The sequence below is a fragment of the Acinetobacter sp. AG3 genome, from assembly GCF_022343575.1.
In the GTDB taxonomy this organism is placed as follows: Bacteria; Pseudomonadota; Gammaproteobacteria; order Pseudomonadales; family Moraxellaceae; genus Acinetobacter; species Acinetobacter guillouiae.
Window position 1 is genome coordinate 3,618,388 of the sequence record NZ_JAKQZD010000001.1, and the last position, 20,678, is coordinate 3,639,065.

Annotated in this window: 18 protein-coding genes; 9 read left to right on the top strand and 9 right to left on the bottom strand. The window is 36.6% G+C overall.

Annotation, left to right across the window (positions count from 1 at the left end; all coding sequences use genetic code 11):
- Positions 1 to 4: 4 nt before the first annotated feature.
- Both L3V46_RS16940 and L3V46_RS16945 read left to right on the top strand, forming a co-directional pair.
- Positions 5 to 433 (top strand): heavy metal-binding domain-containing protein, encoded by a 429-nt coding sequence (locus L3V46_RS16940; protein ID WP_239046328.1) that lies wholly within the window; start codon positions 5 to 7, stop codon positions 431 to 433.
- 159 nt (positions 434 to 592) lie between these two features.
- A complete protein-coding gene (locus tag L3V46_RS16945; RefSeq protein ID WP_239046329.1) occupies positions 593 to 1,624 on the top strand; it encodes an agmatine deiminase family protein in 1,032 nt (343 codons plus the stop codon).
- A gap of 137 nt (positions 1,625 to 1,761) precedes the next feature.
- On the opposite strand, the gene L3V46_RS16950 is transcribed toward L3V46_RS16945, so the two are convergent.
- From L3V46_RS16950 to L3V46_RS16960, 3 genes are all read right to left on the bottom strand, one after another.
- Positions 1,762 to 2,526 carry a hypothetical protein gene (locus L3V46_RS16950; protein WP_343212658.1) on the bottom strand — a complete coding sequence of 255 codons (765 nt, stop codon included), beginning with the start codon at positions 2,524 to 2,526 and terminating at the stop codon, positions 1,762 to 1,764.
- Positions 2,527 to 2,627: 101 nt separating this feature from the next.
- Positions 2,628 to 3,425, bottom strand: coding sequence for an SDR family NAD(P)-dependent oxidoreductase (locus L3V46_RS16955; RefSeq protein ID WP_151801273.1), 798 nt, complete (start codon positions 3,423 to 3,425; stop codon positions 2,628 to 2,630).
- Between the two features lie 79 nt (positions 3,426 to 3,504).
- Positions 3,505 to 4,200 (bottom strand): hypothetical protein, encoded by a 696-nt coding sequence (locus L3V46_RS16960; RefSeq protein WP_239046331.1) that lies wholly within the window; start codon positions 4,198 to 4,200, stop codon positions 3,505 to 3,507.
- 349 nt (positions 4,201 to 4,549) lie between these two features.
- Between L3V46_RS16960 and L3V46_RS16965 the strand changes: the two genes are divergently transcribed.
- Together L3V46_RS16965 and L3V46_RS16970 are read left to right on the top strand one after the other, a co-directional pair.
- Positions 4,550 to 7,444 (top strand): valine--tRNA ligase, encoded by a 2,895-nt coding sequence (locus L3V46_RS16965; RefSeq protein ID WP_239046332.1) that lies wholly within the window; start codon positions 4,550 to 4,552, stop codon positions 7,442 to 7,444.
- Positions 7,445 to 7,515: 71 nt separating this feature from the next.
- Complete coding sequence (locus L3V46_RS16970; protein WP_239046333.1) at positions 7,516 to 7,944, top strand: SMI1/KNR4 family protein; 429 nt, start codon at positions 7,516 to 7,518, stop codon at positions 7,942 to 7,944.
- 794 nt (positions 7,945 to 8,738) lie between these two features.
- Here L3V46_RS16970 and L3V46_RS16975 read toward each other — a convergent pair.
- Together L3V46_RS16975 and L3V46_RS16980 are read right to left on the bottom strand one after the other, a co-directional pair.
- Entirely contained in the window at positions 8,739 to 9,458 is a 720-nt protein-coding gene (locus L3V46_RS16975) for a carbonic anhydrase family protein (RefSeq protein ID WP_239046334.1), read from the bottom strand.
- Positions 9,459 to 9,759: 301 nt separating this feature from the next.
- Entirely contained in the window at positions 9,760 to 10,614 is an 855-nt protein-coding gene (locus tag L3V46_RS16980; protein WP_239046335.1) for an SDR family oxidoreductase, read from the bottom strand.
- A gap of 143 nt (positions 10,615 to 10,757) precedes the next feature.
- Between L3V46_RS16980 and L3V46_RS16985 the strand changes: the two genes are divergently transcribed.
- Positions 10,758 to 11,366, top strand: a complete 609-nt coding sequence (locus L3V46_RS16985) for a hypothetical protein (RefSeq protein ID WP_239046336.1) — start codon at positions 10,758 to 10,760, stop codon at positions 11,364 to 11,366.
- A gap of 2 nt (positions 11,367 to 11,368) precedes the next feature.
- Here L3V46_RS16985 and L3V46_RS16990 read toward each other — a convergent pair whose 3' ends face one another.
- Positions 11,369 to 11,941 carry a hypothetical protein gene (locus tag L3V46_RS16990; RefSeq protein WP_239046789.1) on the bottom strand — a complete coding sequence of 191 codons (573 nt, stop codon included), beginning with the start codon at positions 11,939 to 11,941 and terminating at the stop codon, positions 11,369 to 11,371.
- Between the two features lie 220 nt (positions 11,942 to 12,161).
- Between L3V46_RS16990 and L3V46_RS16995 the strand changes: the two genes are divergently transcribed.
- From L3V46_RS16995 to L3V46_RS17010, 4 genes are all read left to right on the top strand, one after another.
- Positions 12,162 to 12,707, top strand: coding sequence for a hypothetical protein (locus L3V46_RS16995; protein ID WP_239046337.1), 546 nt, complete (start codon positions 12,162 to 12,164; stop codon positions 12,705 to 12,707).
- 319 nt (positions 12,708 to 13,026) lie between these two features.
- The gene (locus L3V46_RS17000; RefSeq protein ID WP_239046338.1) at positions 13,027 to 14,214 is read left to right on the top strand and encodes an ammonium transporter; all 1,188 of its coding nucleotides are present in this window, start codon (positions 13,027 to 13,029) and stop codon (positions 14,212 to 14,214) included.
- Positions 14,215 to 14,501: 287 nt separating this feature from the next.
- On the top strand, positions 14,502 to 15,176 hold the full coding sequence (locus L3V46_RS17005) for a phosphatase PAP2 family protein (RefSeq protein ID WP_239046339.1): 675 nt from the start codon (positions 14,502 to 14,504) through the stop codon (positions 15,174 to 15,176).
- A gap of 540 nt (positions 15,177 to 15,716) precedes the next feature.
- Positions 15,717 to 16,523 carry a lipopolysaccharide kinase InaA family protein gene (locus L3V46_RS17010; protein WP_239046340.1) on the top strand — a complete coding sequence of 269 codons (807 nt, stop codon included), beginning with the start codon at positions 15,717 to 15,719 and terminating at the stop codon, positions 16,521 to 16,523.
- A gap of 28 nt (positions 16,524 to 16,551) precedes the next feature.
- Here L3V46_RS17010 and L3V46_RS17015 read toward each other — a convergent pair whose 3' ends face one another.
- From L3V46_RS17015 to L3V46_RS17025, 3 genes are read right to left on the bottom strand one after another with little or no spacing between them, the layout of a single operon-like run.
- Positions 16,552 to 17,889 carry an ATP-binding protein gene (locus L3V46_RS17015; RefSeq protein ID WP_034616156.1) on the bottom strand — a complete coding sequence of 446 codons (1,338 nt, stop codon included), beginning with the start codon at positions 17,887 to 17,889 and terminating at the stop codon, positions 16,552 to 16,554.
- A 1-nt stretch (position 17,890) separates the two neighbouring features.
- A complete protein-coding gene (locus L3V46_RS17020) occupies positions 17,891 to 18,583 on the bottom strand; it encodes a DNA-binding response regulator PmrA (protein WP_004819508.1) in 693 nt (230 codons plus the stop codon).
- Between the two features lie 17 nt (positions 18,584 to 18,600).
- On the bottom strand, positions 18,601 to 20,262 hold the full coding sequence (locus L3V46_RS17025) for a phosphoethanolamine--lipid A transferase (RefSeq protein WP_239046341.1): 1,662 nt from the start codon (positions 20,260 to 20,262) through the stop codon (positions 18,601 to 18,603).
- Between the last annotated feature and the right edge of the window lie 416 nt (positions 20,263 to 20,678).

The window sequence follows — 20,678 nt, forward strand, 5'->3', positions numbered from 1 at the left end:
AAAGATGGATGGTTTAATTTTTAAAATTGGGCTCACACTGGTTCTGTTTTTTATTGGCTGGGGTTTTGGACGTTTTATCGAACAAAAGCATTTAAAAGAATTGACAGACAATGAACAACGGCTTGCCCATATTCGGATTGATACCAATAAGTTCCAAGTCTCTGAAAAGCAAGGGCAACTTATCAGTAGTAATGTGGTGATTTCGCATGATTATTTTAAATATATTATTGCGCAAATTCAGAACTTCTTTGGTGGTCGTTTAACCACCTATGAGAGTGTCGTCGATCGCGCACGTCGAGAGGCGATTGTTAGATTAAAACAGGAAGCTGAAAATATTGGAGCTACGCATATTATGGGCTTACGTTTAAGTACCACAGAACTCGGTATGCAAGGTGGAATGGTTGAAGTCTTCGCCTATGGAACAGCAACTTAATCTCCCTCCTCTTTTTAAATAATCATCATGATTTTTTCATTAGAATACACAATCTTTGTTGGACGGTTTGATTTTGTATTCTGGTGATGTAAAAATCATGAAATACCTTGATCATAACAAAAATGAAAGAATCTTAACTTCATGAACAGGTTAGATATCATGAAAGCTTTAGCACTTAAAATAAGTATCGGATTACTGTCTATGCTTCCATTCACAATAAATGCAGAATTGATTGTATTGGCTTCACCACAAAGTCAGGATAAATACTATGCAGAAAAAATCGATGATATCTTTGATTTTCATGTCGATTATGCAAAGAAAATTATCCAAAATGGTGACAATGTGGTGATCTTAACCGATCAACAACTTTACCCTGATTATGTCAAAGTACTGGGTAAACAGCATGTCACCATCGCGCCTATGCAAGATATTTGGATGCGTGATTTTAGCAGTGCCAATCCCAATCAACCTGTTCTTTTTCGGTATACCGCAGCAGGCCAAGGTGGAGCAAAAAAAGCTCAAGCCATTTCTGATGATGTTCAAGCAGACTTTAAAGCCTATAGCCAAAAGGCTGGTTTAAAATTTACCCAGACCCAACTGCTCAATGATGGTGGTAATTGGGTTGAAGATGGTTATGGTAATGTTGTGTTAAGCACCAAGTTCTTAGCTGACAATCATTTAACCGAAACCCAAGCTAGAGCACAACTGATCCGTTTGACAGGTGCTAAACATATTGCATTTATTGAAGCGGATGAACAAGGTGGTTTAGAACATGCGGATGGCGTGGTAAGCTTTATAGATCAGAATACGTTAGTGATTAACACCTATCCTGAAGACCCCGACTACGCCAAACAGTTAAAAATTGATTTAAAACGCGGTATTCCAGATATCAAAATTCATGAAATCACCACACCTTATGATTGTAGTGAAATTTATGATGAGAAATTTGGTTCAGCTTGTGGTTTATATACCAATATGCTGGTTACGCCTGAGCGTATTTATTTTCCGCAATTTGGTATTAAACAAGATGCACTGGCATTACAGCAAATTCGTCGTCTAACCAAACGAACTGTCATTCCAATTTACTCTGCACAAGTGTGCCATATGGGCGGTGGAGTACGCTGTATGTCATGGCAATTAAGGGGCAAAAATGCTGAATTGTTATTAAACTACTTCAATAAAACACATTAAATATTTCATTTATAGCCATTAAATACCCTGTTATTTTAAAAGCATTCATCTTTTAGCTCACGACTAACTTTTAGCTCGCTAACCAGAAGATGAATGTTTAATATTCAGCATTACTATCCAACTGCTTATATTGCCTATCAGTACTGATATTCATCTTTAAAACTTTTAGCAAATTGATATTTTTTCCCATCAAATTTTAAGACAAACCGTTGTTGCGATAATTGATGATTAACTTCTTGGCAATCCTCGTTTATCACTTGCATTTGGTAGCGTTTAATTTTGCTATTGACCAAAATATCCGTATATTTCTTGGTTTGGGTTGACTGCATCACTAAGGTTGAAGCGCGTTCTTCAATATCTGCATTACACTGCATATCCGTTTCTGCCCGATAACGTTCAACTATCAGACTATCTAAGATTTGCTTTTTATTTTTTAAGTCATATAAATTTAACACTTGCATAGAAAAAGGAAAGAGTTGTGAGTGACCTGAGTAATTTAATCTTAGACCCAAAGCTCGATTTGAATCAGTGACTTTATAATTTGCAGTATCGAGTTGGATTGAGTTTAAGCTAATTGCATCCGAAACCATAGGTTCTGCAACAACATAGTGATAAACGAGCTTTAAATTTTTTGGATTAAACTTAAATAAATTTAAAGCATAATCCCCTTCTTCTGCATTTCCTTTTACAGCAATCCATTGCGCATAAGCCATGATCATATTTGAATTATCGACCGGATCGAGTTTACAGTCGATTAAAGCTTGTTCAACCTTTACAATTTTTGCCTGCTTTAATATTTGCGCAACAACTTGAGTATCATCACAAATATTTGCATAAACTGCACTGATCAATATAAATTGTAGACTGATGATTTTAAATATTATTTTCATGAGGTTTAACATGGTTTTTTGTGCTTATCGATAGAGACGGAATATATTAAGAAAAAGCGCTTATACAATATATAAACGCCTTATCAATACATACAAAAGTTGTTAATTTTTAATCACTTTACTTTCATCTTGCGAATCATTTTATAAAGTGTCGATGGTGATAGGCGAGAAACCAACACACCCAATTTTTCTTTACGCCCACCCACAACAATATATTCTTGACCTTTTAATAAAGCAGAAACCGTTTTCTGCGCAAAATCATCGGCTTCTAAACCATTTTCAATGGCTTCATCCTGATGCGCTTGTGCTTTCCCAGCACCATTTAAAGCATTGAAAGATACGTTGGTTTTCACAAAACCAGGGAAAATTACAGAAACATTAACACCATCTTGTGCCACTTCTGCGCGTAAACTATTTGCCCACATATGAATCGCTGCTTTTGCTGCAGAGTAAGATGCACGATATTGCGTCCCCAATAAGCCTGCAACACTAGAAATATACGCAATTCGCCCAGATTTTTGAGCTAAAAAGGTTGGTAAAACCAATTTGGTCAAAAACACTTGAGAAAAGTAATCAATTTCCATAATTGCACGTTCAGTTTGCATACTGGTATCTGCAATCAATGCTCTTTGGCTTAAGCCCGCATTGTTGATCAACCAATCAATACGCCCTTTTTCATCTAAGACTTGTTCATAGGCATGGCGTACTTGCGCTTCATCAGTAATATCCATTGCCACGGAAATATGATGATCTGGGTTAAGCAGACTTATACGAACTTTTTCAAGTTCTTCTAAACGTCTTGCGCTTAAAACCACTTGTGCACCTTGTAAAGCACATTCAGCAGCCAAGGCTTTACCAATCCCTGAAGATGCGCCTGTAATCCAAACCACCTTTCCTTCTAAGCTTTCCATTTTATTATGCTCTTGAATATGGTGAATAAATATTAGACCACGTGACGCACCAAATCAATCAAACCTCCCTTTTTAGAGATTAAGCCTCAACTAAAAACTTTTTAAAGTGCGCTGCATAATGTTGCGCCTTTTCGACATTGCGAGGATTGTATTCATCACCAACTTTTTCTAAGCGCTTATAGCCTGTACTGGTGATCATATTGATCACACCATTTAAGGTTTTATCGACCACAAAGTTAAATTTTAACAAAGTCTTAGGATCCCGAATAAACTCTGAGACACCGAGGTCAATAATTTTAACCAAATTTTTTAGTGTCACAGGCAAAGCACTGGTATCCCCTTGAATGACCTTTTGAATATTACTGGTCGCTTCTTTACCTAGATGACTGTCTAATTGGTAGTACATCACCACTTGGCTTGCATCGGAATCTTCAAACTTTTTAAGAATATGATTTGCCACAGGTTTTAAACGATCATTACTAAACAACGAAATCGACCACGGCATATATTTTTTAAAAGCCCCTTCAATCTGCGTAAAAATTTGCTCTGCTTCTTTGAGTTTCTTCTGACCATTCGCATCTAGTGCAGAATTATTCCGCTGCTCTTCAAGCAAAGCACCAAAGACTTGATCTAGCACTTGGCATGACATTTCCGTAAAGACATTACCTAATTGTTTTGCCAGATCACTTTTTTCGCCATGATTTAAACTTTGGGTAATGCTTTTTAACTCTTGGTACGTCTGCTGTTTAATCAATAAATCGATTTTATACTGCATTGTTATCTGTCCTTTTGTTGTTTTGTCCTATTCAATTTTGATCTTAGCAAAACTTGAAATATCTTGCATTGTCTTTAACTGCTGCTATTTGTTGAATATCAATCACAAATACTCTCAATAAATCAAATATCTAAAACACGCATTTGTAAATATGACTCAGTTAAAACTCCACAATATCCAACATTTGTCATATTTAAGATTAATAACAACAACAAATGCATCTTGTATTTTCATGTTTTGATTGCTGCATTTAATTCAAGGTAAATATGCCATAACAGGAATCAACATTCCTAATGAATATTTGCTACAATGAATGCAATTTTTTACTTACTTTTGATCTGTTTTTACTATGACTGATTCAGCGCAAAATATTGCTACAACCTACGATCCTACCGAGATCGAGAAAAAATGGTACAAGACTTGGGAAGAGAAAGGTTATTTCCAACCGTCTCGTAAAGGCGATTCATTCTGTATCATGATTCCGCCACCGAACGTCACGGGTAGCTTGCACATGGGTCATGGTTTTAACAATGCCATCATGGATGCCTTGACGCGTTACAACCGTATGTCTGGTAAAAATACCTTATGGCAACCAGGTACTGACCATGCAGGTATTGCAACGCAAATGGTGGTTGAGCGTCAATTGGCAGCTCAAGACATTAGTCGTCATGACTTAGGGCGTGAAAAGTTCATCGACAAAATTTGGGAATGGAAAGAACAATCTGGCGGCACAATTACCCGTCAAATTCGTCGCCTTGGCTCATCTGTAGATTGGTCACGTGAACGTTTCACCATGGATGATGGCCTTTCAAATGCGGTTAAAGAAGTATTTGTAAAACTGCATGAACAAGGTTTGATTTACCGTGGCAAACGCTTGGTAAACTGGGACCCTAAACTACAAACTGCACTTTCTGACTTAGAAGTTGAATCAGATAAAGAAGAACAAGGTTCATTGTGGCACTTCAAATACTTCTTTGAAGATAAGTCACTACGTACTCAAGACGGTCATGATTATTTAGTGGTTGCAACCACACGTCCAGAAACATTACTGGGGGATACTGCTGTTGCAGTTGCTCCAGATGACGAACGTTATGCACACCTTGTTGGTAAAAATATTATCCTACCTATTACGGGTCGTGCAGTTGCGATTGTTAAAGATGAATATGTCGATAAAGAATTTGGTACAGGCTGTGTAAAAATCACCCCTGCACATGACTTCAATGACTATGAAGTGGGCAAACGTTGTGAACTCGCAATCATCAACATTTTCAACAAAAATGCCGAAGTTTTAGCTGATTTTGAGTTTATCGCAAAAGCTGGCGAAGCGATTTCTAAAACCATCCCAGCACCAGCTGACTATATTGGTTTAGAGCGCTTTGCTGCACGTAAAAAATTGGTTGCACAAGCTGAAGCTGAAGGTTGGTTAGACCAAATTCAACCGTATACGCTGAAACCACCACGTGGTGACCGTTCAGGTGTGATCATTGAACCATTATTGACCGACCAATGGTATGTTAAAATTGCGCCTCTTGCAGAGCCTGCAATCAAAGCAGTAAAAGACGGCGATATCAAATTTGTGCCTGAACAATACAGCAATATGTATATGGCTTGGATGAACAACATTCAAGACTGGTGTATTTCTCGTCAATTGTGGTGGGGTCACCGTATCCCTGCTTGGTACGATGCTGAAGGCAATATCTATGTTGGTCGTTCTGAAGAAGAAGTTCGTGCGAAAAACAATATCGCTGCTGATGTTGAATTAAACCAAGATGAAGATGTACTGGATACATGGTTCTCTTCAGGTCTTTGGACATTCTCTACACTGGGTTGGACCGGTGATGAAGTAAAAGATAAAGAAAACTATTTCTTAAATACATTCCACCCAACGGATGTATTGGTAACAGGTTTTGACATCATTTTCTTCTGGGTTGCCCGAATGATCATGATGACTATGCACTTCATGAAAAATGAAGATGGCACACCGCAAGTTCCATTTAAAACCGTGTATGTACATGGTTTGGTTCGTGACGGTGAAGGTCAAAAAATGTCTAAATCTAAAGGCAACGTACTTGACCCATTAGATTTAATTGATGGTGTAGATCTTGAAACCTTAGTACAAAAACGTACCACTGGTTTAATGAATCCTAAAGATGCACCCAAAATTGAGAAATCTACACGTAAAGAATTCCCTGAAGGTATTCAAGCTTACGGTACAGATGCGGTTCGTTTTACTTTCTGTGCACTTGCCAATACAGGCCGTGACATTAAGTTCGACATGAAACGTGTTGAAGGCTATCGTAACTTTGCCAACAAAATCTGGAACGCAACCCGTTTCGTGATGATGAACTGTGAACAACAGCCAATTGGTCAGGAAATCCGTCAAGATCTTTGGGAACTTCCTGAACAATGGATTGTCAGCCGTTTACAAAAAGCGGAAGCTGCCGTTCAACAAGCGTTTGCAACCTACCGTTTAGATTTGGCTGCTCAAGCGATTTATGAGTTCATCTGGAATGAATACTGTGACTGGTATGTTGAACTGACCAAACCAGTACTGAATGATGAAAACGTATCGGCTGAGCGTAAAGCAGAAGTTCGTCGTGTCCTTCTTTCTGTAATGGAAGCGTCTTTACGTCTTGCACATCCAATCATGCCATTCTTAACTGAAGAAATTTGGCAGACCCTTGCACCAATGATTGGTATTGGTGGTGAAACCATCATGCTTGCGCCATACCCTGTTCCTAACCCTGAACGTATCAATGAACAGGCTGAAGCAGATATGCTTGGGCTACAAGGCTTAATTGGCGCTGTACGTAATATTCGTGGCGAAATGGGCTTAGGTAATGCACGTTTATTACCTGTATTGCTTCAAAACGCGACTGATGCTGAAAAAGCACAAATTGCACGTATTGAACCATTGTTTAAAGCTTTGGCTAAAGTTGAAAGCATTACCTTCTTAACCGATGCTGAACAACCACCGTTGTCTTCATCTTCTGTTGTGGGTCATGTGTCCGTATTTGTACCAATGAAAGGCTTGATTGATCCAAAAGCTGAACTTGCTCGCTTGCAAAAAGACTTAGACAAAGTTCAAAAACAGCATGACCAAATCGCCTCTAAACTTGCAAATGAAGGCTTTGTGGCTAAAGCACCTGCTGCGGTTGTTGAAGGTGAAAAGGTTAAACTTGCTGAGTTTGTGGATCAGTTAGCCAAGATTAAAGCCAATATGGAGCAGATTGCAGCGCTTTAAGCGAAGCTTGCAATTTTGCCTCTAAAGAAGGAAGCTTAATTAAGCTTCCTTCTTTTTTGAGTAAAATAATTATGGTTATTCAAAAATTAAAACAACACTTCATCAATCAAAACTTATGTATCAATCAACCCACTACATTGTTAGAAACATTAAAATTTGAACAAAAATACGGAGTTAAACTTCCACAAATTTTTAAAGAATATTTTATTTTCTTCAATGGTACAGGTGAAGCCAATTTTGGTGATGAGGGCTATTCTTTCTTTTCTTTAGCTGAATTTAGACCTGTAAAAGATTTAAAAGGGACTGAAGACTTTCCTCATGCAAATTGTTTTGTCTTTTCAGAATTCTTACTCTGGATGACTGCATATGCAGTAAAACTAGATGAACATGGCAATGAATTCGGCATTTATGAAATCTGTAATACGCATAATAAGGTTTGTAATAGTTTTGAAGAGTTTATTTTGCTCATAATGAAAGGTGATTTAGAAATATTCGATTGATGATGTTTTTTTGACCAGCATTCAACAATTTCATATCCATTTAACTTAAAGATCAGTTAGCAAAATAAAGCGAATTGATACACTCTAATTTTTCAAGAATTACCCTCACCCTAGCCCTCTCCCACGGGGAAAGGGGACTTCCATTACTAATTTTATCGTTATTTGATACACAATAGGTTTCTCTCCTTTCAACAGAGAATTAAAGAGAAATGACTAAAAATGTGTGCATAACATTCCACAACCTCAATCTTCCCAAAAATGTGGCAGAGACACTCTTTGAGAGTTTAATAATTATTCGATACACAATGAAGCTCCCTCTCCTTTCAGCAGCGGGTTAAAGAGAAGTAACTAAAAATATTTGCATAAATTCCACCACATCAATCTTCCCCCCAAAATGTGGAAGAAACACTCTTTGAGAATTGAATAGTTATTCGATACACAAAGAGGTTTCCTCTCTTTTCAGGAGAGGGTTAAAGAGAAGTAACTAAAATATTTGCATAAATTCCACCACCTCAATCTTCCCCCAAAAATATGGAAGCTCACTCTTTGAGAGTTTAATAGTTATTTGATACACAAAGAGGTTCCCTCTCCTTTCAGGAGAGGGTTAGGGAGAGGTGTCTTTCAATTCAATATAGATATTCCGCAAACCATCCAACACCGCCTCAGTCTAATTTAACACATCATCATTCCAATAACGAATAACGTTAATGCTCAGAAAATAAAAGACTTTTTCTAAGAAAACCCCACAAAAAAAATTAAAAAAGTAGATCAAAAGATCTACTTTTTACCCTGAATTACTCCAAAATCAACCGCGCGCCAATCGGTTGTATCGGGCGATTATTTGGATGTCCCATTAACTCCATAAACGACTCAATTTGCTCATTCGACGCCTGCTGAATTTCCTTAAACACCACCCATCGGACTCCTTCTGAACACGGCGGTGTTGTTAAAGACCCATTAAAACGGTAATACTCTAAGTTATTGGGTAAATAGCTGTCTGCTTTATTTTTTGAATATAGCTGATTACTTTCACCCACTTTTTTTGGCAAAGAATTCCAGATATGTTTTAGTTTTTCATTCTCCAATCCATGTTGAAACATTAATGCGACAACTGCCAATTCACCTTTATCTGAAGCATGCACTAAATGTAATTCCATGGGATAGCTTTGGCCATTAATATTGTTTTCACTTGGACTATGTACATGAAATTGTTCCAGTAAAAATGTCTGTCCATCTAAAACTAAACTTGCTCCTTGATTAAACTCAATCTGCATCGTATGACCAATATTTTGCACAGACTTTGCTGTAGTGTGATAATTAAATTCCAATGGTGGTAAATTCGCAGTCACCGTATCTCGAATATCAATTGGAGATTGATTTATTCCTGCACACGCTTGGTATTGTTGATTTGCACTTGCCCAATCTTTAGGGTTTTGATAATCCCAATCTGATCCTGCCCAAAGTATTGTTGTAGCGCATAGACTAATTATTGTTAAACCGTATTTAATAAACATAAGAGCCCCTTAATTATTCAAATATTTTCAGCACTGAATGCTCTATTTATAAATGCTCTAGTTACTGGTTATATGAAAGGCTGTTGAACTGAAGAGCATGATGTGATGTTGGTAAAATTTTTATTAAGATTTTCTACCAAATCTTATTAGATTATAAGAAATATACTTATCCAAGTTCAAGTCCTTTATTTTTTCCTATAACAGATACACGCACTACTCTGTATTTTATAAATGCGTCATATTGAATTAAGCTTTTTCATTGTTATTTTTCTAATCAAACTCCAAATTTAAATCCAAATTACTATTCCTTAAGCTGATCTAAAGCCGTCCCCTCTACAGGATTTCTTTTCCAATAATAAGGTTGGAAAAAACGAAGTAACAAACGCCATGGTGTCATCCAGACAATACGCGCATTGCTCTTCTTATTCTTACTGATGCGTTGCGCCAAATAACCACACACTTGCTCAGGTGGGTCAATCACAAACATAAATAACCATTTCATTTTATGCCAATTTTTAACTTCACCTTGTTGCCAAGAAGAAATCAATAAATCCGTTGCCACCATTCCGGGGCTGAGTGTCCCAATCAAAATATCACTATTCTTGGTTTCTTTATTTAAAGCATGATTCAGATAAGCAACTGCTCGTTTACTGGTTGCATAAGGCGTCATCCCCGCACTCCACTCACCACGACTGCCCCAACCTTCCATATTAAAAATTTGCCCAAAACCTTGCTGCATCATTCCTTTTAAAGCCACTTGAGAGCCCAACATTGTTCCAAGTACATTGGTTTTGATTACACTTTCCAAATCTGAGCTAGCAATTTCGGTAAATGCCCTTGCTGCGTTACAGGTACCGGCATTGTTAATCCAAACATCGACCTGACCAAACCTTAAAACTGTTTCTTCCCATAAATTTTGTAAATCTTCATATTGAGCCACATCACAGGTCACCCCATAAATTCTATTTGGTGCATAGCGTTGCGCAAAATCTGCAACAACTTGATTTAACTGCACTGCATTTCGTGCCGAAATCATCACAGACCAACCTAACTTTAAAAAAGCTTCTGCTAAAGCAAAACCAATTCCACGTGTACCCCCTGTAATCACGACAAACAAAGCTTGATCAGAATTTGATGTGTTCAAAATATTCCCCATTGTGATGATGAATCAATATAAGACAGCAAACTGGCATATATAAAACACACGACTATATCTCCAATTTAGGACATTCAGCATCAAAAAATCAATTTTTAAGATAGAATCTTCAACATTCAAAATCATTGAATGATTCAAACTCTATGAAAAACAAAATTTTATTATGCATCACCCTTATTTTTCTCATTGGCTGTCATGAGAAACCCAACACATCAACTGAAAGCAAGCCAACCAAACAAGAAACACCACAACAAGCACATACCAAAGCAGAACCTATTGAGATTGCTGCTCATCCAGAGCCAGACTACCTCGTCAATAATCCAACACCACTCCCTCAAGGTTATTCAGTCGATACGGCATATCTCAAAAAGCCATTACTCATCGATTTTGATGGAGATGGAAAACGAGATGCCTTCCAAGTTTTAAAAAATCCCAATAAAAAAGGCATGAAATATCTGTTTGAATTCCGTATTTCGGACAGCGATAAAGTTTATTACTATCAAAATAATGAAGAAGGTGATGATTTAGATATTTTTGCTAAGTTCGAAGTCGCACCTAAAACAAATATCTATGTCGATGAAGAATATCGCTTTGGTGAAAATGGCGATATTCTTGCTAACGAACAGATTGACCCTAAACATTATTTAAAGTTTAAAGGTGATGGTGTTTCAGTCAATGTCCTCGAGGAAACCTGTGCTGCATCTGCTTTCTTCTTAACAGATGGCAAAATTAAACGGATTTATCTCTGTTAAATCTATTTTTCATCCGCAAAAATCGCATTTGCCCCAATCACTTTAGAAATCTTCACTTGGTCTTGCTTTAATAAAGCATAGATTTTTGCTTTAAGTGTTTCACTGGTAAAAGTCCCGTTTAAATTCAGTAAAACGGGTTCATCACTCAATGAACCTTTGCCGTGATACTCTTGATTAATATCGTTGGTGGTTGCCTGATTAATCACCACAAAATGCCCCGAAATACCAGCCGCTTGACCACAAGCTAAACTCTGTGGCGACCAATCCCCTACTTTGATCTCAGGTTTTAAAACATAGCCTTTGCTTGCTAATATTTCCTTCTGCTGTGTTGTTGCCATGGGAAAATTCAGTATCTTTTGCTGACCTTTCCAGTTTACCGCTAATTGACTAGTTAAACATGATGCTCGAAAAGGACCTGCACTACCTGACTCTGCACTTTCATTAGAATCATCACATTGTGAAATAACTTGAAAAGTTGCTTCTCCACACTGTAACAGTTTAGATTTATAGATTTTATATTGGTTGGACTGCGCACTCACTACTTCAGTAAAAAGACAGAAACCAAAGAACGCCATCAAATACACTAAAAAATTGCAATATGTTTTAGACACCATCATTTTTATACACTTCATTGATCGTTTAATCGCAAATTGATTTTATATTAAACATTTATTTACAACTCATTAAAACACACAGCAATACACCAAGCATTTGAAATTTATAATGATATAAGTTAAATCTCCCTAAGCTGCTGATTAAACCAGAAGATGAATACAATAGCATGACAACAAAAGCTTGATAAAAATACATATTTTTAAAATAATGTTAATTCAATCACAAAAAACCGATATGATGATGAAAAATATAATAATATTCAGCAGTGGTGTTCTATCACTATTTTTGGCCTCGCTTAATTATGCTGCGGCTCCGCAAGTCCCTGATGAAACGGCAACACAAATTTTTAAAAGCGCAAAGTTTCAAAAAACCAATCTTGGCTGGGAAAGCCGCTGTAGCCTTGGCAATATCTCCTATTATGGTGACCTCAATAAAGATGGTCGTCCTGATGCTGTTGTAGTCGATGGTGGTGTCGGCTGCTATGCAAACACAGGAATTGGATTTTATATTGTTACCCAACAGACCAATAAACAATGGGTGAGAATATTTAACAGTCATGGGACGCCTGAGTTTCTATCAACTTTAGGAAAGCATGGTTGGCCAGATATTGCCATCAATGACTCAAGTAAATGCTTTGCTGTGTATAAATGGAACGGTCAAAAATTTCAAAGAAACCGTTTCGAATACAAAAATCAAGCTTGCAGTCTGAGTGTTTCCAAAAATTGATCATTAAGTTATTTTTTAATTTTAACTCAATCATTTTATCGGTTTATTTTTAGATTAAAATTTGACAGCCTAGGTTTAAGATGAAATACAATAAATAAAAATCAATAATTATCAGTATCTTAAAAATAAGTCAGAATATCTTATTGCATCAAGTTAGTGCACAAATTCCAATTTAGTGCATACTTTTGCTTTATATCGAGTCTTAATAATATTTTGAAATTGTTGATCTATTTTTTCATACAGCCAAACACTTCACGGATTCAAATCGTTGGTTATACTTGAACCAATTTGTGACAAATAGCACCAAAAAGAATCGTATATGCAAAACGTTGATCTACTCTTTCTCTTGCTTGGCGCAGTGCTTGTACTCGCTATGCATGCAGGCTTTGCTTTTTTAGAGCTGGGAACAGTTCGCCATAAAAATCAAGTCAATGCACTCAGTAAAATCATTACTGATTTTTCAATCTCAGCAATCGCCTACTTCTTTGTCGGTTATTACATTGCCTATGGCCAACATTTTTTTCATACAGGTGCTACGCTTTCAACTGAGCATGGCTACAATTTGATGCGTTGTTTTTTCCTTTTGACCTTTGCTGCAGCAATTCCCGCCATTGTTTCTGGTGGCATTGCAGAACGTGCCAAAATGCGTTCTCAAGCCATTGCAACCCTGTTTATTGTAGCGCTGGTTTATCCTTTTTTTGAAGGGATCGCATGGAATGGAAATCTCGGCCTACAAAAGTGGTTAGCAGATACGTTTGGTGCAAGCTTCCATGATTTTGCTGGCTCTGTTGTGGTCCATGCGATGGGCGGCTGGATTGCGCTTGCAGCAGTATTACTACTCGGTGCGCGTAATGGCCGCTATAAAAAGGATGGTCGTGTCAGTGCACATCCACCCTCTTCTATTCCTTTCTTAGCACTCGGTTCTTGGATCTTAATTGTGGGCTGGTTTGGCTTTAATGTCATGAGTGCTCAACGCTTAGATGCAATCTCAGGTTTAGTTGCCATGAACTCACTCATGGCAATGGTAGGCGGCACACTTTCAGCAAATTTCTTTGGAAAAGAAGACCCTGGTTTTTTACATAATGGTCCCTTAGCAGGTTTAGTGGCAATCTGTGCAGGTTCTGATGTGGTTCACCCAATTGGCGCTTTATTTATTGGTATCTGTGCAGGTTTTCTGTTTGTTAAACTGTTTACCTATACACAAAATAAACTCAAGATTGATGATGTACTCGGAGTTTGGCCTTTACATGGGGTTTGTGGTGCATTTGGTGGTATTGCTGTGGGTCTATTTGGTCAGCAGTGGTTGGGAGGAATTGGCGGAATATCTTTGATGTCTCAGCTGATAGGTACGCTACTTGCCATTTTACTGGCTTTAGCAGGTGGATTTGCCGTATATGGTATGCTTAAAGCCACGATGGGGATTCGTTTAACACAAGAAGAAGAGTTTCGTGGTGCAGATTTATCGATTCACAAGATTTCTGCAAACTCTGAAGATGCAATGTTTTAAGATTTTACAAGGTCTGATTTTAATTTTATACATTTTGCGGCTGAAAAGCCGCTTTTTTATAGTCTAGAAATGACAATAAAATAATTTTCACGATAAAATTTTAAACTAGAATCACTCTACCTTAAAGACAATGATTCAAAATAGCTATCTTAAAATAATCATAGATATTTTCTTCTGTATCACTGCCCAATAATAAGACTGCTCATTATTCAACAATTAAGTCTAATTTAAGGTTGTTTTTTTCTAATAAGCGCAGATTAAAACGATTATATTGAGTAACTCGCCTCATGCCCTATTCCGATACAAATAAATTTTTCATAAATAACAGTTTATTGTTAGGAATATTATTTTTAATATTGTTCTTTGTCTTTCCTGTTGGCGGTGCAATCGATATGTATTTTATCCAGCCGTGGATAGATAGCACTGGTCATTTCCCACTCAAGAACAATTGGTTTCTTATTGAAATTAATCACAAGCTACTTAAACATATTGTCATTGCCTTTTATATTGCAGTCCTAATTTCATGGATTGCGTCTTTTAAAGTTGCAAAATTAAAAACCTATCAATGGCAATTGGGCTATTTATTTTTTATTAGTGTTTTATCCACTGCACTGATTGGTATTTTCAAATCCCACTCAGCACATGCCTGTCCTTGGTCCATGACAGAACCAACTGCTTTAGGCTATGTTTGGGATTTTTCTGCAAGCAATGGACATTGTTTTCCGGGTGGCCATGCCAGTACAGGTTTTTCACTGCTCACCGGCTTTTTTGTATTTAGACAGTCAAATTCTAAAATTGCTTATCTTTTCTTAGTCTTAGGTCTGGTGCTTGGTTTGATTACGGGTTGGGGGCAAATGATGCGTGGTGCGCATTTTCTTAGCCATAACCTTTGGACAGGCTGGATTATTTTCACTTTTAATTTAATTATTTATCGTATTTTTTATAAAAAATTTACAACCTAACGATCCAAAATATTCAGCCATATACTATTATCTTTATTAAAAATGCGATTCTAAAAATAAGCTTCTTGTATGCGTCAAAATGAGCATTCAATACTGACATCGTTTTAAATATCGATGAAACAAAGGTGGTGTTTCTAGCGTGAAGCATCGCCTACACAAAGTGATTAAAACTTTAAACGTAAAACGTGACATTGCAAACTTGATCTTCATACAGTTAATTTCGATGTCATGATAAAAGTTTCATGCTTGATAGAGCTTAGCCACATTTAAAAATCATTCCAAAGCTTACTTTTACAAAAGCAATCATCTATTAGACATTTAAAAATAAATTACTCGTCATTGTCGCTTATTTAAGCGCTGATCTACTTTTTATTCCAATCTAAAATACCAAATCAAGTGATATATCGTTATATGCGTCACTCAAAGTATTACATTTTTGTCAGAATTTAAATATTAAATTATTAAAGAAATCTTAATTTTTACAATTTTTTATATTTTGTTTATACTTGAATTAATTTAGTAATCTTATACGTGCAAAATATGAGTAATTTTTCTAAATTTCTCCGCAATTCGCTTAAAATTCAAGACCAAAACATTCAGTCTTATCAGTTGGGTGATGGCAAAGTGTGGCTTAAAAAAGCCTCTGAACGCCACTCAGCTTGGATTTATGTCCCATTAAAATGGGTTGCACGTATACTCAATATTGAAGCACTCACCCCTATTCCAAATTATGGTGGTAGTAAATCGATTTATTGTGAAGTTCATCGTCTGACAGAATTAAATTCATTAGGTATTCCAACACCACAAATTTTAGCCAATTGTTCACAAGGTCTATTGATTGAAGATGCTGCTGATCAAGGTGAAGATGTCATGCAACTTGATCAGGCATTGGCACAAATGGAAGGAAATACAGCTAAAAAACTCGAATTTTATCGTGAAGCAATCTTTGCCATTCAAGCTGTACATCACAAAGACAGTTATTTAAGCGAAGCATTTGCACGAAATATTTTAGTCAATAAGGACAAAACATTTACTTTTATCGACTTTGAAACAGATCCCGGTGAAGTGCTGGACTTAGAAACCTGCCAAATTCGAGATTGGTTATGTTTTATTTTCTCAACAGCATTCCGTTTTAATGATGATGAGCTTGCTCAAGCTTGCGATATTTTTATTGGAGAAATTTATCCAAGTAAATCAAAATACAACGAAATTTGCCGTATAGGCAATAAACTCAATTGGGTTGCAAACTTTAATTTGGGTAAACTTGGCAGTGATGGTCGTAGAATGCAAAAATGTTTAGAATTTTTTCAATATATGAAGAAAAATGAACCACTTCCATTAATGTAGAAATGGAATCATTCATTTTCCAAGCATCTCACTTCTCTGTTTTAATATCACACTGGATTGGGATTTTGACCAAGACACTGAGTCCGCCTAATTCTTCACTACGGGATAAAGACAGTTCACCACCTAAATGTTGAATGGCTTTATCCACGATCGACAATCCCAAACCACTACCCACTTCTAAGTGATGGTGTACGCGATAAAAGCGTTTTAAGACTTTATCGTACATCTCTGGGTCAATTCCTAAACCACTGTCTTCAATCAAAACATAAGCAAAATCATGAACATCTTCAAAGACTGATATATTTATCATGCCTGAAACAGGGGTATATTTTATTGCGTTATCAATTAAATTAAAAATGATTGAATGAAGACTATGTTCTACACTTTTTAAAATCACTGTTTCATTACGCACAAAGCCAAGATCGATATCTTTTTCCATCGCAAGATTCATCAACTGTTCAACACAATTGAGTGCCACATCATTCAACTTAAATTGAGTCACTTGAACTTCATGACTTAATGAAGAATCTTGCTTTGCTAAGGCAAGCAGTTGCGTAACCAAATGCTGCATCCGTGCCAAACCTTTGCTTAAATTTTGTAGATTTTCCTCTTCAGGAAACTGACTCATCAAAATTTTAGTTTGCAGATTCAATGCAGTGATGGGGGTGCGTAACTCATGTGCAGCATCTGCCACAAATTGTCGCTGTTCTTGTTGAGCAACAGAAATTCGCTCAAACAAATGATTCATTTCATGGATCGTCGGCAGCAATTCTTCTGGATAGTGGGCATTTTGAATTGCGATCAAGGAGTTTGAATCACGTTTTGCCAGTTCAGATTTAAAGTCTTCAAGTGGTTTTAAACTGCGACGAATAATATAAACCAACCCCAACAAAGCAAATGGAATGATCAGTAAATATGGAAGAAACATGCTACCAGCAAGCTCTAAAGCCAAATGCTCTCTGACTTTTTCCTGCTGGCTGATTTGAATCTGATAATTTGCAGTTGGTAGAATGTAGGTAATCCATATGCCGTGTGCTGTTTCTTGACTATAAAAACCCGCTTTTTGCTTAGGCTCAACAATGACATGATGCGGCGTATTTTGGGCTTGTTTAGGTTCAGCATATGCCCAAACATCTATGAATAGATCTTCTTCATGATAGCGTTTGTGGATATCAAAATGACTTTCAATGGGGCGTGGATTTAACTCCACCCGCTCTGCCAGATAGACCATCTGAGCATCTAAAATTTCATTGATCTCTTCTAAAGAAATTTTATATGCTGAAAAAACCAACACACAACCAAGTAAGATACTAAAAATAGACGTATAACGAATTAAACGCTTTCTTAAGGAAAATGCAGTTTCCATATCATTCCGCTTTTTGTGGTTGCCCCAAACGATAACCTAACCCACGAATTGTACGAATAATATCTTTACCCAATTTCGATCGGATATGGTGCACATAGACTTCAATTGTATTGCTGTTGATTTCGCTATCAAAAGCATACAATTTATCTTCTAAATTAGATTTAGAAAATATTTTATTGGGATGGGTCATTAACGGAATGAGAATCGCCCATTCACGGTTTGATAACTCCACCGTTTCGCCTCTAATTGTGGCAATATGCTGTTCAACATCTAAAACAATTTCACCATTTTTTAACAGATTTGAAGCACTTCCTGTTACTTCTTTCGCTGTATCACCTGTGCGACGTAATAATGCATGGATACGAGCCACCAGTTCATCAAACTCATAGGGCTTAATCAAATAATCATCTGCGCCTTGATTTAAGCCTTCAACACGATTTTGCAATTGATCACGTGCTGAAATAATCAGAACAGGCAAACTCGAACGCTGGCGAATTTGTTTTAAGACCTGCATCCCATCCATCATAGGCAAGCCTAAATCAAGTAAGACCAAATCAAATTGTTTCTCCGAAATAAGCTTTAGGCCATCTAAACCATTATTCACCCATTCCACATCAAAGCCTTGATATTTCAACAATGTTTTAGATGATTCTGCAATCATAAAATCATCTTCTATCATCAAAATTTTGGTCATGGTTTATATCCTTTCAATCAGCTTTGTACAGCACATTGCTGCAACATATTATTTTTTTGATCTATGACTTGAGTCTGGACATTTAGCAAACTCAAAAGACTTGGAAATAAATTATCTTGACTCAATGTTGCCCCTTTTTGTTGATTTAAACAATTGATTTGTTTTGCAGCTGCAGATTTCCATGCATCTGAAAACCACATCAGCATAGGTACATGGGTCTGTTGAGTAGGTGCAATCGCATAAGGCGCACCATGTAAATACATACCACGTTCACCTGTAGACTCACCATGGTCAGATAAATACCAGAACCCTGCACGATAGTTTTCTTGCTGTTTCAAAGTTTCAATCAATTGATTTAAAATATGGTCTGTATAGACAATCGAATTATCATAGGTATTAATCAATTCAGTCGATGAACAGCCTTGTATCGCATTGGTTTCACAAGTCGGTTTGAATTTTTTAAATTGTTCAGGTGCGCGTTTATAATATGCAGGTCCATGACTTCCCATTTGATGTAATACGATCAAATGTGGTTGCTTATCATCTTTTGGTAATTGACTTAAATATAGGTTTAAGCTGTCTACCAAAATACCATCTTGGCATTCGCCACCTTGGCACCATTTTTTCTCTAAATCTTGAGGGATAACAAATTTCTCAACACGATCACAAGTCCCCTTGCAGCCTGAGTTATTATCAATCCATGTCACCTTATAGCCTGCACGTTGTGCAATATCCAGCAAACCTTCTCGATGACTGGCAAGTTGCTCATCATAATCTTTACGCGGCATGCCTGAGAACATACAAGGTACTGAAACTGCGGTTGCGGTACCACAAGAGCTGACTTGAGAAAAATTAATTAGATCAGCCTGCTTTGACAATTCAGGATTGGTATTCTTTGCATAACCATTTAAAGAAAAACTCTCTGCACGTGCGGTTTCACCAACCACCAAAACCATCAGTTTAGGTTTATGTTGTAAAGTCGCATCGTTGACTAAATGTGCATCTTCACCATAACGAATCAAAGGTAGATTCTTTTTCGGTGTTTTTTTATGGAAATAAGACAGTGTTGAAGCCACTGTATTTTGTGGAGAGATCATGCCTTTTAAGTCACGATGCTCACGAAATATAGCAGCATAATCCACATAGAAAACAAATAATAATGCTGCTATAACAGCGAAAGAGCCCGCAATATTTAGGCTTTTAAATAACAGTACTTTGCCAATTTTTTCTGGTTTAATTTTTATCCATAGAATCAAAATGATGGGTAAAATAACAAAACCCAGTGTCCAAATAAAAAATTGTAAAGAAAGTAAGTCTGTTACTTCACCAGGATCTGTTTGTACCATATTCTGAATTTGATCAGGCGAAATCACGACACCCAATGAGTTAACAAAATAAGCACTAAAGCCACCGATGAAGACCAAGACAATTGCAAAAAATTTTGCTGTCCATTTCCAATCTAAAATTTGCAATAACAGATTATATAAAGCAACCAGTACAAAAGCTGTCGCAATCAGAAAAAGTTGTGCTTTAACTCCCTGATAAGGCGTTAGAGACTGAACTTTATTTAAAAAACTAAAATTTAGGCACAAGCCTAACCACACTGCGACAATAAAATTAAAAGCAGTCAGGGAAATGGAGACTTCACGTCGTTTTATACGCTGTATTAAGTTAGACATTACTGTGGTGATACTCTTTTCAATGGTGTTAAGTTAAAAAATGAAGCTTAAACTGAACTTAAAAAGCACTTTCCCAAGCATATTGCACCACTGATCTTAATTGTAATCGCCTTTCTATTTCTCATAATCTGAGAAAATTAAAATCAAATAAAGCATCCACAAAAAAAATGAGTATTATTTTATAGCCCGTAGATTATAATACTGCTTATTCCATTCAAAATAATTCATTTAAAGTTAATAATTTGGAGCTAAAGTTATTCTAAATCCAACAAAAGAATAATACACGAATTGCTTTCTATACGTAAAAAAATGACGAAAAAGTAATTTTTTATTTTCCAATCAATGTAAAACACATCAAGCTTTTATTAAAAAATAAAGGTAAAATCACATTAAATCAAAGAGATTCATGTATTAAG

What these genes read in the sequence shown, in the direction of transcription:
- L3V46_RS17015 (WP_034616156.1), bottom strand. Translation starts at nt 17,889, where the DNA reads ATGGAAACTGCATTTTCCTTAAGAAAGCGTTTAATTCGTTATACGTCT.
- L3V46_RS16985 (WP_239046336.1), top strand. Translation starts at nt 10,758, where the DNA reads ATGAAAAACAAAATTTTATTATGCATCACCCTTATTTTTCTCATTGGC.
- L3V46_RS16960 (WP_239046331.1), bottom strand. Translation starts at nt 4,200, where the DNA reads ATGCAGTATAAAATCGATTTATTGATTAAACAGCAGACGTACCAAGAG.
- L3V46_RS17005 (WP_239046339.1), top strand. Translation starts at nt 14,502, where the DNA reads ATGCCCTATTCCGATACAAATAAATTTTTCATAAATAACAGTTTATTG.
- L3V46_RS16955 (WP_151801273.1), bottom strand. Translation starts at nt 3,425, where the DNA reads ATGGAAAGCTTAGAAGGAAAGGTGGTTTGGATTACAGGCGCATCTTCA.
- L3V46_RS16970 (WP_239046333.1), top strand. Translation starts at nt 7,516, where the DNA reads ATGGTTATTCAAAAATTAAAACAACACTTCATCAATCAAAACTTATGT.
- L3V46_RS16940 (WP_239046328.1), top strand. Translation starts at nt 5, where the DNA reads ATGGATGGTTTAATTTTTAAAATTGGGCTCACACTGGTTCTGTTTTTT.
- L3V46_RS16990 (WP_239046789.1), bottom strand. Translation starts at nt 11,941, where the DNA reads ATGGCGTTCTTTGGTTTCTGTCTTTTTACTGAAGTAGTGAGTGCGCAG.
- L3V46_RS17010 (WP_239046340.1), top strand. Translation starts at nt 15,717, where the DNA reads ATGAGTAATTTTTCTAAATTTCTCCGCAATTCGCTTAAAATTCAAGAC.
- L3V46_RS17020 (WP_004819508.1), bottom strand. Translation starts at nt 18,583, where the DNA reads ATGACCAAAATTTTGATGATAGAAGATGATTTTATGATTGCAGAATCA.
- L3V46_RS16980 (WP_239046335.1), bottom strand. Translation starts at nt 10,614, where the DNA reads ATGGGGAATATTTTGAACACATCAAATTCTGATCAAGCTTTGTTTGTC.
- L3V46_RS16975 (WP_239046334.1), bottom strand. Translation starts at nt 9,458, where the DNA reads ATGTTTATTAAATACGGTTTAACAATAATTAGTCTATGCGCTACAACA.
- L3V46_RS16950 (WP_343212658.1), bottom strand. Translation starts at nt 2,526, where the DNA reads ATGTTAAACCTCATGAAAATAATATTTAAAATCATCAGTCTACAATTT.
- L3V46_RS16945 (WP_239046329.1), top strand. Translation starts at nt 593, where the DNA reads ATGAAAGCTTTAGCACTTAAAATAAGTATCGGATTACTGTCTATGCTT.
- L3V46_RS17000 (WP_239046338.1), top strand. Translation starts at nt 13,027, where the DNA reads ATGCAAAACGTTGATCTACTCTTTCTCTTGCTTGGCGCAGTGCTTGTA.
- L3V46_RS16965 (WP_239046332.1), top strand. Translation starts at nt 4,550, where the DNA reads ATGACTGATTCAGCGCAAAATATTGCTACAACCTACGATCCTACCGAG.
- L3V46_RS17025 (WP_239046341.1), bottom strand. Translation starts at nt 20,262, where the DNA reads ATGTCTAACTTAATACAGCGTATAAAACGACGTGAAGTCTCCATTTCC.